Source organism: Microbacterium sp. 22303 (genome assembly GCF_052045265.1).
Classification (GTDB): Bacteria; Actinomycetota; Actinomycetes; order Actinomycetales; family Microbacteriaceae; genus Microbacterium.
This window is the reverse complement of the sequence record NZ_JBQEOQ010000002.1, coordinates 226,672-239,778: the sequence shown is the minus strand read 5'-3', so window position 1 is coordinate 239,778 and position 13,107 is coordinate 226,672. Positions and strand designations below refer to the sequence as shown.

19 protein-coding genes are annotated in these 13,107 nt (G+C 70.1%); 12 read left to right on the top strand and 7 right to left on the bottom strand.

Translation table 11 applies throughout. The annotated features are described in order from the left end of the window. Positions 1 to 120: 120 nt before the first annotated feature. Together ACTJI8_RS06885 and ACTJI8_RS06880 are read right to left on the bottom strand one after the other, a co-directional pair. Complete coding sequence (locus ACTJI8_RS06885; RefSeq protein WP_440732681.1) at positions 121 to 603, bottom strand: PaaI family thioesterase; 483 nt, start codon at positions 601 to 603, stop codon at positions 121 to 123. Then, a complete protein-coding gene (locus ACTJI8_RS06880; protein ID WP_440732680.1) occupies positions 600 to 1,346 on the bottom strand; it encodes an SDR family oxidoreductase in 747 nt (248 codons plus the stop codon). The genes ACTJI8_RS06885 and ACTJI8_RS06880 overlap by 4 nt, the downstream gene beginning before the upstream one ends. A 57-nt stretch (positions 1,347 to 1,403) precedes the next feature. Here ACTJI8_RS06880 and ACTJI8_RS06875 point away from each other — a divergent pair, with 57 nt between their 5' ends. From ACTJI8_RS06875 to ACTJI8_RS06860, 4 genes are all read left to right on the top strand, one after another. Next, positions 1,404 to 1,946 carry a winged helix-turn-helix transcriptional regulator gene (locus tag ACTJI8_RS06875; RefSeq protein ID WP_440732679.1) on the top strand — a complete coding sequence of 181 codons (543 nt, stop codon included), beginning with the start codon at positions 1,404 to 1,406 and terminating at the stop codon, positions 1,944 to 1,946. A gap of 151 nt (positions 1,947 to 2,097) precedes the next feature. After that, positions 2,098 to 2,532 carry a DUF3237 domain-containing protein gene (locus ACTJI8_RS06870; protein ID WP_440732678.1) on the top strand — a complete coding sequence of 145 codons (435 nt, stop codon included), beginning with the start codon at positions 2,098 to 2,100 and terminating at the stop codon, positions 2,530 to 2,532. Positions 2,533 to 2,655: 123 nt separating this feature from the next. Then, positions 2,656 to 3,120 (top strand): MarR family winged helix-turn-helix transcriptional regulator, encoded by a 465-nt coding sequence (locus ACTJI8_RS06865; RefSeq protein ID WP_440732677.1) that lies wholly within the window; start codon positions 2,656 to 2,658, stop codon positions 3,118 to 3,120. Further along, positions 3,117 to 3,362, top strand: a complete 246-nt coding sequence (locus tag ACTJI8_RS06860; protein WP_440732676.1) for a hypothetical protein — start codon at positions 3,117 to 3,119, stop codon at positions 3,360 to 3,362. Before ACTJI8_RS06865 ends, ACTJI8_RS06860 begins: the two co-directional genes overlap by 4 nt. A 36-nt stretch (positions 3,363 to 3,398) precedes the next feature. Here ACTJI8_RS06860 and ACTJI8_RS06855 read toward each other — a convergent pair whose 3' ends face one another. Together ACTJI8_RS06855 and ACTJI8_RS06850 are read right to left on the bottom strand one after the other, a co-directional pair. Beyond that, positions 3,399 to 4,049, bottom strand: coding sequence for a DUF2461 domain-containing protein (locus ACTJI8_RS06855; RefSeq protein ID WP_440732675.1), 651 nt, complete (start codon positions 4,047 to 4,049; stop codon positions 3,399 to 3,401). Between the two features lie 2 nt (positions 4,050 to 4,051). After that, the gene (locus ACTJI8_RS06850; RefSeq protein ID WP_440732674.1) at positions 4,052 to 4,426 is read right to left on the bottom strand and encodes a TfoX/Sxy family protein; all 375 of its coding nucleotides are present in this window, start codon (positions 4,424 to 4,426) and stop codon (positions 4,052 to 4,054) included. Positions 4,427 to 4,566: 140 nt separating this feature from the next. Between ACTJI8_RS06850 and ACTJI8_RS06845 the strand changes: the two genes are divergently transcribed. After that, positions 4,567 to 5,133, top strand: coding sequence for a dihydrofolate reductase family protein (locus tag ACTJI8_RS06845; RefSeq protein ID WP_440732673.1), 567 nt, complete (start codon positions 4,567 to 4,569; stop codon positions 5,131 to 5,133). A 134-nt stretch (positions 5,134 to 5,267) separates the two neighbouring features. Further along, a complete protein-coding gene (locus ACTJI8_RS06840) occupies positions 5,268 to 5,423 on the top strand; it encodes a hypothetical protein (RefSeq protein ID WP_440732672.1) in 156 nt (51 codons plus the stop codon). 62 nt (positions 5,424 to 5,485) lie between these two features. Here the strand turns inward: ACTJI8_RS06840 and ACTJI8_RS06835 are convergent, their stop codons facing one another. From ACTJI8_RS06835 to ACTJI8_RS06825, 3 genes are all read right to left on the bottom strand, one after another. Next, entirely contained in the window at positions 5,486 to 6,307 is an 822-nt protein-coding gene (locus ACTJI8_RS06835; RefSeq protein ID WP_440732671.1) for an alpha/beta fold hydrolase, read from the bottom strand. A 112-nt stretch (positions 6,308 to 6,419) separates the two neighbouring features. Continuing rightward, complete coding sequence (locus ACTJI8_RS06830) at positions 6,420 to 7,301, bottom strand: helix-turn-helix transcriptional regulator (RefSeq protein WP_440732670.1); 882 nt, start codon at positions 7,299 to 7,301, stop codon at positions 6,420 to 6,422. 98 nt (positions 7,302 to 7,399) lie between these two features. Continuing rightward, entirely contained in the window at positions 7,400 to 8,602 is a 1,203-nt protein-coding gene (locus tag ACTJI8_RS06825; protein WP_440732669.1) for a PucR family transcriptional regulator, read from the bottom strand. A 293-nt stretch (positions 8,603 to 8,895) separates the two neighbouring features. Here ACTJI8_RS06825 and ACTJI8_RS06820 point away from each other — a divergent pair, with 293 nt between their 5' ends. The 6 genes from ACTJI8_RS06820 to ACTJI8_RS06795 all read left to right on the top strand — a co-directional run bounded on the left by ACTJI8_RS06820 (position 8,896) and on the right by ACTJI8_RS06795 (position 13,084). After that, on the top strand, positions 8,896 to 9,162 hold the full coding sequence (locus ACTJI8_RS06820; RefSeq protein ID WP_440732668.1) for a hypothetical protein: 267 nt from the start codon (positions 8,896 to 8,898) through the stop codon (positions 9,160 to 9,162). Beyond that, entirely contained in the window at positions 9,159 to 10,064 is a 906-nt protein-coding gene (locus tag ACTJI8_RS06815; RefSeq protein ID WP_440732667.1) for an NAD-dependent epimerase/dehydratase family protein, read from the top strand. Before ACTJI8_RS06820 ends, ACTJI8_RS06815 begins: the two co-directional genes overlap by 4 nt. Further along, entirely contained in the window at positions 10,061 to 10,483 is a 423-nt protein-coding gene (locus tag ACTJI8_RS06810) for a hypothetical protein (protein WP_440732666.1), read from the top strand. Before ACTJI8_RS06815 ends, ACTJI8_RS06810 begins: the two co-directional genes overlap by 4 nt. A 37-nt stretch (positions 10,484 to 10,520) precedes the next feature. After that, positions 10,521 to 11,066, top strand: coding sequence for a DoxX family protein (locus ACTJI8_RS06805; protein WP_440732665.1), 546 nt, complete (start codon positions 10,521 to 10,523; stop codon positions 11,064 to 11,066). Between the two features lie 147 nt (positions 11,067 to 11,213). Beyond that, positions 11,214 to 12,257: a Dyp-type peroxidase gene (locus ACTJI8_RS06800; protein ID WP_440732664.1), complete on the top strand. Its 1,044-nt coding sequence runs from the start codon at positions 11,214 to 11,216 to the stop codon at positions 12,255 to 12,257. A gap of 26 nt (positions 12,258 to 12,283) precedes the next feature. Then, the gene (locus tag ACTJI8_RS06795) at positions 12,284 to 13,084 is read left to right on the top strand and encodes a family 1 encapsulin nanocompartment shell protein (protein WP_440732663.1); all 801 of its coding nucleotides are present in this window, start codon (positions 12,284 to 12,286) and stop codon (positions 13,082 to 13,084) included. The last annotated feature ends 23 nt before the right edge of the window (positions 13,085 to 13,107 follow it).

The window sequence follows — 13,107 nt, the reverse complement described above, 5'->3', positions numbered from 1 at the left end:
TCGCGGTGAAGAAGTCGAGGGCGTTGTCGTGGATCGCGAGAAGCTCGCCGACGGCGACCAGATACTCCCGGGTCTCGCGGATGGTCCGTCCCTCTCCGATCGTCGAAGGCCGTTGCCTGGTCAGGCGAGGAGGAGACAGGTCGCGATGGCATGGGCGATCACGCGGCCCGATCCATCGGTGATCCGGGCTTCGGCGCTGGCGGTGCGTCGCCCGATCGTGACGACCTCCCCTCGGCAGCGCAGGGTTCCGCTGTCGAGGGTCGCGGGGCGGGTGAACTTGATGGTGAGGTCGAGCGAGGTGTAGCCGACGCCCGCCTTGAGCTTCGTGTGCACGGCGCAGCCGAGCGCCGAGTCGGCAAGGCCCGCGAGCATCCCGCCGTGCACCGTGCCTAGCGGGTTGAAGTGCCACTCCTCGGGTGTCATCTCGAAGATCGCCCACCCGTCGCCGACCTCGACGGGGTGGATCCCGGTCGTGACGCCGGCGGGCACTTCCGGCAGCTCGCCGGATCCGATTCGGCTGAGGAAGTCCAGCCCGTCCGACTCGCGGGCCGCTCGGGCCAGCACCTCGGCGTCACCCCATGAGTACGTGCGAGTTCGGCTCATGCCCGTGCGAGGGTCGAGCCCACGGGCAGCAGGTCCGGATAGAGCGCGGTGATCGGGGCCGCCAGTCCCGCCTTGACCTGTCGGCTCAGGTCGTCGGCGAGGATCTCGTACTCCCGTGCTTCGATGCCGTCGTACGCGTCCCGCACGACATCGGCCGGGGCGAGCTTCGGCGCGTCGACGCCCGCGGTCATCGGGGTGTCGGCGTAGCCCAGGTGCAGACCCGCAACGTGGACGCCGAGAGGTGCGAGCCTGAGGCGCTGCGTGTTGGTGGCCGACCAGAGCGCGGCCTTAGTGGCGCTGTAGGCGTCGCCGATCGCCAGCCAGCTCAGCACGGAGTGAACGTTGAGGAGCGCGCCCTTCGTCGCGGTCAGCGCCGGGAGAAAGGCGTTCGCGACCGCCAGCGGTCCCCAGAAGTTGGTCTCGAACAGTGCCCGGGTCTCGGTGAGGTCGGCGTCGAGCAGGCTCGAATGCGGACTGGTCGCGCCGGCGTTGTTGATCACGACGGTGACGTCGGGCGCGGCGGCGGCCGCGGCGGCGATCGACGCGGCGTCGGTCACGTCCAGAGCAAGTGGGACGATGCGCTCGTCGCCCCACTCCCGTGGCGTGCGTGCAGTGGCGTAGACCTTGCGGGCGCCTCGCTCGAGAGCCTGGCGCACGAACTCGGTGCCGAGCCCTCCGTTGGCTCCGGTGATCAGGACGACGGCATTCTTCAGGGTGGGTTCTGCCTGACTCTTGAGATCCATAGTCAGGACGATACACCGCTGACTACGTAAAACCATAGTGAGAGGTAGAATGTCTGCATGGCCACACCAGGAGCGGACGTCATCAACCTCGAAGGCGCCTTCGCCGAGCGCGACCTCTGGCCGTCGACCGGCTGGTGCCGGATGGAGCGCGCGCTGGAGGTGGTCGGCACGAAGTCGGCGATGCTGATCGTGCGCGAGCTTTTCTACGGCGGATCGCGTTTCGACGAGCTCGCGCGTCGCACCGGCTTGAGCGACGCGGTCGCGAGCGGTCGGCTCAAGCAGTTGCACGCGGACGGTCTTGTCGAGCAGCGCCCGTATCAGGATCCGGGAAAGCGCACCCGCAAGGAGTACGTCCTCACCGAGCGCGGCAGGGCGCTCTACCCGCTCCTCGTCGCCCTCATGCAGTGGGGTGAAGGGGTGCGTGACGACCACGACACCGGTGTAGAGCTGGTGCATGTCGGCTGTGGCGCGTCGCTCGAGGCGACGGTGCGCTGCGCCGACGGACACGACGTGTCCTTGGGTGAGGCCGGCGCCCGGCTCAAGGATGAGCGGCTCGCATCCGCGCTGCGGGGAAGAGCCGCGACAACTGCGCGGGCGTGAGACGCTCTGATCCCGACGACGGACGCCGAGCCTGGGACCGGGACCTCGTGTGAACGTGCGCGCCGGTCGCATCGGGCAGGATCGACATGAGCGCCGACCCTCTCATGCGGCGCACCAAAGCCAACGTGTGCGACGAAAGCGGAGACGATCCATGACTGCCGATGCCCTGCGCGAACCGGTGCTGGAGTTCGCCTTCGAGATCCGCGTCGCGGTCGCGGAGGATCTGCCTGTCGGGCGAGGTCCGGACGAACGCCTCACCTTCGCGCCGATCGTCGGCGGCACGGTCGACGGGCCGATGCTGCGCGGGGAGGTGCTGCCCGGTGGGGGCGATTGGTATGTCGAGCGGGGCTCCACCTGCCAGCTCGACGCTCGCTACCTCCTGCGCGCAGAGGGCGGAGCGGTCATCGACATCGTGAACCGCGGGTACTACCGCCCCACGGCGGATCCGGAGGCCCCGTACTATCGCACGGCGCCGGTGTTCCAGACCGATGCGCCCGAGCACCGTTGGCTCGCCGAGCACCAGTTCCTCGGTCTCGCGCGCGAGGAGGACGACCAGATCTGCATCCGGGTCTTCGTCGTGCGCTGATCCGCTTCGGCGCGGGACAAATCGTCTGACCTCGCGGCGGACGTGCCCGGCACCCGCGGGTCCTCGCATCGACCCGGATCCATCGGGCTTGACGATGTATTTCGTGCTCGCGAGGATGCCAGCATGGCTGCAGACAGTCACCAGGACGAAGCGGAGCGGTTCGCCGCGCTCTTCATGGAGACGTACCTGTCCTTTCACCGTCGGACAGGGCCGAGGAGCGCGCTCTCCGGTCCATCGCGGGCCGTTCTCCTGCACCTGGCGGCGACCGGCCCGGTCACGATCGGGGAAGCCGCGCAGCACCTGAAGCGTACGCAATCCGTCGTCAGCGAGATCGTCACCCGCCTCGAACGCCGCGGCCTGCTCGAGCGGGAATCGGATCCGACCGACCGCCGACGCACCTTCGTCTGGCTCACGGCGGAGGGCATCCGCAGCGTTCACGAGGAACAGCAGGTGCTCGACGTCAGCAGGCTGCGAGACGCATTCTCGCGGCTCCCGGCCGGCCAGGCGCACGCGATGCTCGAAACGCTCTCCGAGCTGCTCGTCGATCGGTCGGCCTCTCCGCAATCACCACGAAAGGATGGATCATGAACACCGAATCCGCGCACTGCGAAAGCTGTGGAATGCCGATCGAGACGGGTCGGTACTGTGAGCACTGCACCGATGCCGCCGGCAACCTGACGTCGTTCGACGAGCGGTTCGAGCGCATGGTGTCATGGCAGACGCGGCGCAACCCCGGCGCGTCGCGCGACCAGCTCGAACGCGAGACCCTGGACTACATGGCGACGATGCCGGCCTGGCGCGACCACCCGCGCGTCGTCGCCCGCGGCTGAGCACCGCCGATTCCGACCTGCCGGCACCGGGCTTCCTCAGCGGCGCCCTTCTATCGTGCTCGGGCCGACGTTCTCGTCCAGCCACTGCACGAGCGGACGTGCGGCGCGCAGTACGGCGACCACGTGCTCGGCGGCCTCGGGGGAGTGCAGCCACGGCGTCTCCTCGCCCCAGTGCGATCGGGCGACGAGGTCCTTGTTGCGCAGCAGCGCGATGCGCGGATGATCCTTCGCGTATCCGCGGGGCGCGGTGGCGAGGCGGTCGTGCGAGGTGACGTCGATGCCCGAGGCCTCGAGCTCGCCGATGACGGCCTCGAGCCGGGGGCCCGTCACCTCATCGGCGACGGCGGTCCGCAGCCGCGTCAGCTGGTCCGGCGCCAGCATGTGGCAGCCCGCGCCCGTGCCGATGCCGCGCGCCGAGAACTCGATGTATCCCTGGCCGAGTGTCGCGGCGATCGAGGTCTTGTAGGGCGACTTGTCCGCGCTGAAGCGGATGTCTCGGTTCGGGCGGAAGATCCTTCCCTCGCCGAACTCCGTGGACAGGTCATCCAGCAGGGCCTGCATCGGGGCGAGCACCTCGGTGTCGTAGACCGCACGGTTCCGGGTCCAGTAGTCCTTGGTGTTGTCGGCTTCCAAGCCGACGTAGAAGGCGCTCGCGCGCTCCGACCACCCGGGGAACGTCGCGCTCATGGTCATGCCTTCTTCCGTGGGGCGCGCGTCTTGGGCTTCTTGGGTGGGAGGGCCCCGACCTGCTCGAGCGCGGCGGTGACCCATTCGGTGACCCGCTCCGGATCGTTCCGCCACTCGCCGGGCAGAGCGAGGTAGCCGCCCATCGGTCGTTCGGCGGGGCCGAACGGGCCCGTGCCGGGAACGGACCGCAGGGCGCTGAGCGAGCTCTCGTCGATGAGGCGCACACCGAGGTCATCGCCGAACAGCCCGGCGAACATGTTGCCGTTCACGAAGGCGCCCAGGTTGCCGAACATCGGCTTGACCTCGACACCGGGCGTCGCCGGGATGACGGCGTGGAAGAACTCCTTGGAGTCCTCTGAGGGTCGCGGGATCTGCATGGCTCTGTTATCTCACGTTCGCCCGGAGACCGTAACCCGCCGACGGCTTCCGCCGGCACCCGCCGCAGCCTAGACTCCAGCGCGAAGCCTCCGCACGCACCGGAGATCCTCGGCGCCCCGGCGGAGCGGGAGGAGAAGACATGCAGAACCTGACGATCGACTTCATCTGCTCACTCGACGGCTACGGCGCTGCGGAGGGCTGGCCCGGGCTGTGGGGGATGGGCGGGCCCGAGTACTTCGAATGGCTCGCCACCGCGCCCGACAAGGACTATCCGATCCTCATGGGCGCGACGACCTACCGGCTCATGTCGGCATTCGCCGCCGCCGGCGAGGAGGGCATCGACGTGCTCGACGGGATCACCAAGTACGTCTTCTCGTCGTCGCTGGACGAGCCGCTGACCTGGGCGAATTCGATCCTGGTCCGTGACGACGCCGTGGAATTCGTGCGGCGTCTCAAAGAGGACGCGGATCGTCCGCTGCGCACGCTCGGCAGTCTGGCGCTGTGCCGGTCGCTGCTGAACGCCGGCCTGGTCGACCGCTATCGCGTGGTGCTGTTCCCGGTGATCACCGGGGCGACGGGACAGGATCGGATCTTCGACGGATACCCCGATGTGCGCCTCGACCTGATCGCGTCGCGCACCTTCGACGGCCGTCTGCAGCTGCTCGAGTACGTGCCGACCGTGCTCGAGGGCCCACCCGGACGCTGAACGGTCCCGCATCGCACCCGTCCTGCTTGTCCTGGCGCACAGAACCCGTGCTTTCCGCGGGCGGGAGGAGCATGCTGACCTCAGGCGCGCAAGGCGCGAACCGGCGCTGCGCATGATGACGAGCGAGGGATCCGATGGGTCACGACAAGAATGACGAGCTGCGCGAGGAGCGAGAGTCTCAGGAGGAGCATCGGCAGCACCGTCGCGACGAAGCCTTCGATGAGACCGGCGGCGTCGACGACGAGGGCTCGCAGGACGAGCGTCGTGAAGAGGGCCTCGATCGGCTCTGACCGATTCCCGAGGTCCGATGCGACGAGAGCGGCGGGGGTCCGAGACCCCCGCCGCTTCGACGTCACTCGGCGAAGAACGCGAGGATGTCGTCGTCCAGGGCGACCTGGTAGTCGCCCCAGATGCCGTGCGAGGCGCCGGGGTAGACCTTCAGCGTTCCCTTTGAGACGAGGGTGATCGCCTTCTCCGCAGCCGCCGCGATCGGGACGATCTGGTCGTCATCGCCGTGCGCGAGGAAGATCGGGACGTCGAGCGCCTGCAGATCCTTGGTGAAGTCGGTCTCGGAGAAGACCTTCACGCAGTCGTAGGCGGCGTTGAGGCCGGCCATCATGCCCTGGCGCTGGAAGTCGTCGACGAGGCCCTGCGAACGCTTGTCCGCCTGGTGGTTGAAACCGAAGAACGACTCCGCGAGGTCCTTGTAGAACTGCGAGCGGTCGTTGAGCACGCCCGCGCGGATGCCGTCGAACACCTCGAGCGGAGTGCCCTCGGGGTTCGTGGCCGACTGGAGCATGATCGGCGGGACCGCACCGGCCGTCGCGACCTTCGACACGCGTCCTGCGCCGAGGGTGGCGGCGTAGCGGACGACCTCTCCGCCGCCGGTGGAGTGGCCCACGAGAAGGACGTCCTGCAGGTCGAGCTGCTCGACGAGCGAGGCCAGGTCGGCGACGTAGGTGTCCATGTCGTTGCCGCGGTAGGTGCGCGAGGAGCGGCCGTGACCGCGGCGGTCGTGTGCGATCGCGCGGTACCCGGCGTCGGCGAAGATCTTCAGCTCCTTCTGCCAGGCGTCCGAGCTCAGCGGCCAGCCGTGGCTGAAGATGACGGGGCGGCCCTCGCCGAGCTCGGTGTAGTAGATCTCGGTGCCGTCGGGCGTGGTGATGTAGGGCATCGTGTGTCCTTTCCTGGGGGAGGGGGCGCGACGCGGACGGCGACGGATCGCCGCGCAGCCGCGAGACACACGCTAGGCCCGGCCGGCACCGGAGAGGGAGGCCCGCGTAGTACTACCCTCCGGCGGACGTCGCGCTCGCCGGAGGGATCGGGCTCGTCGGAGGGGCTGAGGGGATCGTCCCCGTCGAGAGCGGCACAGACGCCGCGATTCCGGCGAAGAGCGTCTCGGCCTTGCCTCCGGGGCCCGCGGACAGCACCGTGAGCTGGTAGCCCGGGAGGCTGCGCACGGCGAAGTTGTGCGCATCGATGGCGACCTCGCCGAACCCCTCGATGACGATGTGGAACGTGGTGTCCTCCGGTCCGGAGACGTCGTGCCGCGCCCAGATGCGGACGAAGTCCGGATCCGTGGACAGCTCGCGCACCAGCGCGGCCAGGCGCGGCGAGTCAGGATGGGAGTCCCGGCGGAGCGTGGCGACGGCTGAGCGCGTCATGGCCTCCCACTCCACCAGGGTGCTCTTCATGCGGTCGTTGAAGAGCCCGGCGATCTGATTGGAGCCCACGGCGAGTCCCCCGTGCCCCAGCGCGGTGGCCAGCGCGTTGGCGGCGACGATGTCCCGGTGCGGGTCGGAGATGTACGCGGGTGTGCGGTACCAGCGGGACAGCGTGCGCGCGAGGCGCTCCGCGACCGCGGGGTCGGGCTCCACCTGCTGGGGCGGCCGTCCTGCGACGAGCCGGTGCAGGTGCGCGATCGACTCGTCGTCGAGGCGGAGCGCACGGGCCAGGGCCGAGAGGACCTGCTCCGACGGGCGCCCGATGCGCCCCTGCTCGATCCGCAGATAGTACTCGGCGCTGATCCCGGCGAGCTCGGCGACCTCCTGCCGGCGGAGCCCGGTGACTCTCCGCCCCGGCTGTCGGACCAACCCGACGTCCTCGGGCAGCACGACCCCGCGTCGTGCGCGGACATAGCGGCCCAAGGCGTTCAAAGAGTCGCTCACGCAGATCCTCGGTCGGGGGAGAAGAGGGGATGACTCAATTCTCCCGCACGCCGCACCCGCCCCGGGCATATCGCCCGTAACCCCGACGGCGCGTCGGCTCAGGCTCCGCGGTGCTGCGCGATGCGGGTCAGTTCGAGGCCGTACGACGCGGCCGAGAGCTCGGCCATGTCGCTCGGGCGCGTGAAGCTGCGCCCGGTGAGCTCCTCGATCCGCCGCAGCCGGTACCGCACCGTGTTCGGGTGGCAGTGCAGCAGCGCCGCGGCGTCTGCTGCCGATCCGCCGGTGTCGATGTAGGTCTCGAGCGTCTCCAGGATGACATCGCGGTCGCCCTCGGGCAGGTGCAGCACCGGCCCGAGCACATCCTCGGTGAGGCGTTCGGCCTCGTGCGGATCCGCCGCGATCATCGCGGCGATCGGGCTCGGGCTGAACACGCGCACGGCGGACGTGCCGCGTGCCGTCATCGACAGCGCGGCACGGGCGAGCCGCAGTGCGCGTGGCGCGTCGGTGCGCACGGGGAAGGGCGGACTCACGCCCACCCGAGCTCCCGTGTAGCTGCGCAGCACGGTGAGCACCTCTTCGAGCGCCTCGGGCCGGGTGAGGGCGACCACTCCGAGCTGCAGGGCCGGGGTGAGCCGCCACCCCGAGACGCAGCCCTGTTCGGCGAGCCGACGGGCGATCCCCGGCAGCGACTCCGCGGCCACCTCGTTGGTCTGCGCGGCGACCACGATCAGGTCGGCGTCCGAGGGGAAGCCCAGCAGCGAAGCCGCCTCCCACGGCCCGGCGTCCCTGCTGACATGCCCGGTGAGCAGCACTTCCACCAACGCGGCGCGGCGATGCTCCTGCGCGATGATGATCTCCGCGGTCGCTGCCCGGTACGCCTCGGTGAGGACGGTCGCGTGCTCCTCGGCGACGTCCCAGATCCGCGTCGAGGTGCTCAGCAGGCGCGTGAGCGTCTCGGTGCGCGGGTCCTTCGTGGCGCGCTCCACCAGCGCTCCCCACAGGATCCCGAACCCGATCCGGTACACCTGGAGCACCTCGGGCAGTGGCACGCCCTGGTGCGCCCTGCGCCGTCCGGTCTGCTTCGGCACGGTCGGGTCGAGAGGAGCTTCCGGGTGCCCAAGAGCGTGCACGAGGAAGCGCAGATTGTCCTCGATGGAGCGCCGCAGCTCCCCGGTGGAGACGTGCTTCTCGTCCTGATAGACGGCCAGTGTTTCGACGCTGCGGGCGTAGACCCTCTCGATCAGGCCGGGCAGGTGGTGTTCGACCCAGGCGATTCCCTCGTCGCGATCGCTCGTGCTCATCGCACCCCTGCGCCGGATGCGTCCGCCGCCGTGAGGTCGGTCATGTCCACTCCTGTCGATCCTGCGCGGCTTCCGTCCTGCCTTCAGCGCGTCGCTGACAGCGAGGTTACGCCGCGAGCCCGTCCGCGTGATCCGGTCGCCCCGAGGGAGCGGCGTGTTCGGTCAGCTCTGTCCGCGGCACAGGGCCTCTTGTGCCCGCGGACAGGTCCGTGGCCGGACCCCTGCCGAGGGGGCGCCGGGCGGGCTAGCGTGGCGTGCCACAAGGGGGTTGCCATGACCATCGCGACACGACGATGATGAGCCCGGAGACGTACACCGCGGAGTTGCGCGACCGGCCCTTCGGCCCCGTGGTGGAGCGGCTCGAGGGACTGCTCCTCATCGAGCGACGACCCGACGAGGTGCTCCGTCGCCACGTGGAGCAGGACGGCCGGCGCTGGATCAAGGTCTACGAGGTCGAGCCGGAGGAGCGCGAGGGGCAGCTGTTCTCGTATGTGCTCTCCTACGAGGTGCCCGAGGACATCGCCGCGGATCCGGGATCGGATGACGAGGAGGATCGATGAGCGTGCTGCTGACCGGCGCGACCGGTTTCATCGGGCAAGCGGTCCTGACGGCGCTCGTCGCCGCGGGCTACCGGGTGACCGCCCTGGTCGACGACCAGGACGACGCGGATCAGGTCCGCGCCGCGGGAGCGGATCCGTTCCTCGCGTCGGAGGAGGACACCCGCACGATATCCGAGCTCGCGCTCGAGTCGGACGGGGTGATCCATACGGCGACCTCGCGCGCGGACGATGCGGACTTCATCGCCGCAGTGATGCCGGGCCTGCTCACGAGCGACAAGCCGTTCGTCTACACGAGCAGTCTGTGGACGTACGGATCGGGACTCGACCTCACCGAGGAGTCGCCCGCTGCGCCGCCCGCCGCCGTGGCCTGGATGGACGAGACCGCGCGCCGGCTCCTCTCCGACGACAGCGAGGGCATGCGGGTGGTCGTGGTCGCGCCGGGCATCGTCTACGGGCACGGTCAGGGCATCCCGCGCCGGTTCGTCGACGACCTCGACCGCAGCGGTCAGGAGCCGGTGCTGCCGTCGATCGGCGACGGATCCCAGCATTGGGCCACCGTGCACATCGACGACCTCGCCGACCTGTACGTGCGGATCATCGGCGCGGAATCGCACCAGAACGACGTCTACATCGCGGCATCGGAGGCAGACGAGACGGTCGCCGAGCTCGCCGCCGCGGCGGCGTCCGCGGCCGGAGCGACGGTGCGCGCCGAGTCCGCCGAGGAGACGGCCGAGCGCCTCGGCGCGGCGCTCGCCGGGGTGCTGCTGCTCGATCAGCACGCACACGCCGACCGCGCCAGGGATCGGCTGGGCTGGCGCACGACACGTCCGGCGCTGCGCGACGAACTGAGGGCGGGCTACCTCGACGTGCCCGGCGATCCGCTCCTAGGATCTCCCGCATGACTTCCGAACCGACGTCTGCGGACGCGAACGAGATCCATGACTGGTCGAGCCTGGTCGCCGACCGCACCTACGAGCTGCGCAGCGGCGCGGCGCGCCACGCCGCCGTGTTCCTGCGCACCCTCACCGACGACGAGGCCCTCTTCCAGGTGGACGGCGCCGACCTGGCGGAGCCGTTCCTGCGCCCCGAGTGGAGCGTGTTCCCGGCGGATCCCGGCGCCGCGCACACCGTGCGGATGCCCGATGGCGAGCACTCGTACTGGTACAACTCCCGCACGGGTGCCGTGGAGTACGGCCTCGAGTCCCCGTCGCTGGTGCGGGTCGGCCCCTTCGCGACACGCGAGGAGGCCGAGCGCGCGCCCGAGGTGCTCCGCGCCAACAGCGAGCGCTGGGCAGCGGAGGACGACGAGGCCGAGCGGTGACATCTGCGGGCCGGGCAGACCGGAGGGAGCGGGGCCGATGATCGGGGACGCGACGGCGGTGGATGCGGGGGTGCTGATCCTGCGGCTGCTGCTGGGCCTGACGCTGACCGCGCACGGGCTCGACAAGTTCTTCGGCAAGGGTGGGATCCGTGGACGGGCCGCCTGGTTCGAGAGCGTTGGCATGCGCCCCGGCCTGCTCAATGCCGGAGCGGCGGCATCGCTCGAGGTGCTCGCGGGCCTCGGGCTCGCGGCGGGCGTGCTCACCCCGCTTCCGGCGGCCGGATTCGTCGCCCTGATGTTGGTGGCGATCTGGACGGTGCAGGGGCGCAAGGGGTTCTTCGTCACGACCAACGGCTGGGAGTACAACCTCGTGCTCGCCGTCGCTCCGGTCGCGATCGCGACGATCGGGGCCGGCCGCTACAGCGGGGACGGCCTCCTGCTGGCGCACACCCCGCTGGCCCCGCTGCTCTCGGGCTGGCCCGCGCTGGCGATCGCCGCCGGACTGGGGGTGGCGGGCGGTCTCGGCCAGCTCGCGCTCTGCTATCGGCCGGCGAAGAAGGCCCCCTCCGGAAGCGACGGGTGAGGACGCTTCCGGGGGAGGTTCCGCACGTCGCTCGCCCTGTGACAGGCACCAAGGCCACCTGACGCAGGCGACAACCGGCTTGAAGCGGATGCGAGCCCGTGACAGGCTGACCGTGCGTCGCGAACGCGCGCGGAGGGGACGGATCCGGTGGTCACTCAGCAGTTCGTCGCACCACCCGCTCGCGCGGCGCTGTTCCTCGTGCTCACGGTGAACGAGGGCAGCGAGGAGGTCGTGCGCGACGTGCTCGCCGACCTCTCCAGCATCACGCGATCGGTGTCGTTCCGCATCCCCGACGATCAGCTGAACTGCGTGCTCGGTATCGGCGCCGAGTTCTGGGACCGGATGTTCGCGCTGCCGCGTCCGAGAGGTCTGCACCCGTTCGTGCCGCTGGACGGCCCGCGCCACCGCGCCCCGGCCACGCCCGGGGATCTGCTGCTGCATGTGCGCGCGCATCACATGGACATCTGCTTCGAACTGTCCCGGCAGGTCATGGACCGGCTGCGCGGCCACGCCGTGGTCATCGACGAGACCCACGGATTCAAGTACTTCGACGAGCGCGATCTGCTCGGCTTCGTTGACGGCACCGAGAACCCCGAGGGCGCCGCCGCCCCGGCCGCCGTGCTCGTCGCCGACGAGGATCCGGAATACGCCGGCGGCAGCTACGTGATCGTGCAGAAGTACACGCACGACCTGGAGGCGTGGGGAGAGCTGTCGGTCGAGCAGCAGGAACGCGTGATCGGTCGCAGCAAGCTCGAGGACGTCGAGATGCCCGATGCGATCAAGCCGGTCAACTCCCACGTGCACCTCAACACGGTCATCGACGCCGACGGCGTGCAGCGGCAGATCCTGCGCGACAACATGCCGTTCGGCCGGCTCGGCACCGAAGAGTTCGGCACCTACTTCATCGGCTACGCGGCGGATCCCGGAGTGATCGAGCAGATGCTGCGCAACATGTTCCTGGGCAGCCCGCCCGGGAACACCGACCGGATCCTGGACTTCTCGACCGCCCGCACGGGCACCCTGTTCTTCACGCCCACCCTCGACTTCCTCGACGACGTGCCGCCCGGGCCCGGTTCGGCATCGGCGACGATGGAGGCCGAACCGGCGGTCGCTCCGGTGGGCGCTCCGGCGGATGCCGACGCGAAGGCGGACCTGGGCATCGGCGGGCTCCGCAGCGCCGCCGCGCACTGACCCCCACCCAGCGAAAGGTCGCAGACATGGACAACCTCCACCGCAGGCTCGCGCCGATCTCCTCGGCCGCGTGGGACCAGATCGACGACGAGGCACGGCGCACCTTCATCACGCGGATCGCGGGGCGCCGCGTCGTGGATGTGCCGGAACCGGGTGGCACCGCGTTGTCGGCCGTCGGCACGGGGCACCTCGAGGCCATCGACGCTCCCGCCCCCGCCGTGCAGGCGCGGCGCCGGCGAGTGCAGCCGCTGATCGAGCTGCGCGCAGAGTTCACCGTCACCCGTGCCGCCGTCGACGACGTCGACCGCGGTGCGCAGGACTCCGACTGGCAGCCCGTGAAGGATGCCGTGGAGGCGCTTGCCACCGCCGAGGACACCCTGGTGTTCGCCGGCTCCGACGCGGCGGGCGTGCAGGGCATCGTCGCGAGCAGCTCGAACGCGACGATCCCGGTGCCCGCGGATCCGCGCGAGCTGCCGGCGGCGGTCGCGCGGGCGCTCACGGTGCTCCGTACTGTCGGTGTGCAGGGCCCGTACGCGCTGCTGCTCTCGGCCGAGCTGTACACCGCGGCCTCCGAGACCGTCGATCACGGCTACCCCGTGCACGAGCATCTGCGCCGGCTGCTCGGTGACGACGGCACCATCGTGTTCGCGTCGGCGCTCGACGGTGCGATCGTGCTCACGATGCGCGGCGGCGACTACGGGCTCACCCTCGGCCAGGACGTGGCGATCGGCTACCTCTCACACGACGCGGACGGGATCCGGCTGTACGCGCAGGAGTCGGTGACGTTCTCGGCGTACACGTCCGAGGCCAGCGTCATTCTCCGGTGAGGGGCGCTGAGCCCGTCTGTCGC

Bases quoted from the DNA above. Each gene is read 5' to 3' on its own strand.
- ACTJI8_RS06795 (WP_440732663.1), top strand. From the start codon at position 12,284: ATGGACAACCTCCACCGCAGGCTCGCGCCGATCTCCTCGGCCGCGTGG.
- ACTJI8_RS06885 (WP_440732681.1), bottom strand. From the start codon at position 603: ATGAGCCGAACTCGCACGTACTCATGGGGTGACGCCGAGGTGCTGGCC.
- ACTJI8_RS06865 (WP_440732677.1), top strand. From the start codon at position 2,656: ATGGCTGCAGACAGTCACCAGGACGAAGCGGAGCGGTTCGCCGCGCTC.
- ACTJI8_RS06820 (WP_440732668.1), top strand. From the start codon at position 8,896: ATGATGAGCCCGGAGACGTACACCGCGGAGTTGCGCGACCGGCCCTTC.
- ACTJI8_RS06810 (WP_440732666.1), top strand. From the start codon at position 10,061: ATGACTTCCGAACCGACGTCTGCGGACGCGAACGAGATCCATGACTGG.
- ACTJI8_RS06805 (WP_440732665.1), top strand. From the start codon at position 10,521: ATGATCGGGGACGCGACGGCGGTGGATGCGGGGGTGCTGATCCTGCGG.
- ACTJI8_RS06825 (WP_440732669.1), bottom strand. From the start codon at position 8,602: ATGAGCACGAGCGATCGCGACGAGGGAATCGCCTGGGTCGAACACCAC.
- ACTJI8_RS06870 (WP_440732678.1), top strand. From the start codon at position 2,098: ATGACTGCCGATGCCCTGCGCGAACCGGTGCTGGAGTTCGCCTTCGAG.
- ACTJI8_RS06855 (WP_440732675.1), bottom strand. From the start codon at position 4,049: ATGAGCGCGACGTTCCCCGGGTGGTCGGAGCGCGCGAGCGCCTTCTAC.
- ACTJI8_RS06835 (WP_440732671.1), bottom strand. From the start codon at position 6,307: ATGCCCTACATCACCACGCCCGACGGCACCGAGATCTACTACACCGAG.
- ACTJI8_RS06815 (WP_440732667.1), top strand. From the start codon at position 9,159: ATGAGCGTGCTGCTGACCGGCGCGACCGGTTTCATCGGGCAAGCGGTC.
- ACTJI8_RS06850 (WP_440732674.1), bottom strand. From the start codon at position 4,426: ATGCAGATCCCGCGACCCTCAGAGGACTCCAAGGAGTTCTTCCACGCC.
- ACTJI8_RS06860 (WP_440732676.1), top strand. From the start codon at position 3,117: ATGAACACCGAATCCGCGCACTGCGAAAGCTGTGGAATGCCGATCGAG.
- ACTJI8_RS06845 (WP_440732673.1), top strand. From the start codon at position 4,567: ATGCAGAACCTGACGATCGACTTCATCTGCTCACTCGACGGCTACGGC.
- ACTJI8_RS06840 (WP_440732672.1), top strand. From the start codon at position 5,268: ATGGGTCACGACAAGAATGACGAGCTGCGCGAGGAGCGAGAGTCTCAG.
- ACTJI8_RS06875 (WP_440732679.1), top strand. From the start codon at position 1,404: ATGGCCACACCAGGAGCGGACGTCATCAACCTCGAAGGCGCCTTCGCC.
- ACTJI8_RS06880 (WP_440732680.1), bottom strand. From the start codon at position 1,346: ATGGATCTCAAGAGTCAGGCAGAACCCACCCTGAAGAATGCCGTCGTC.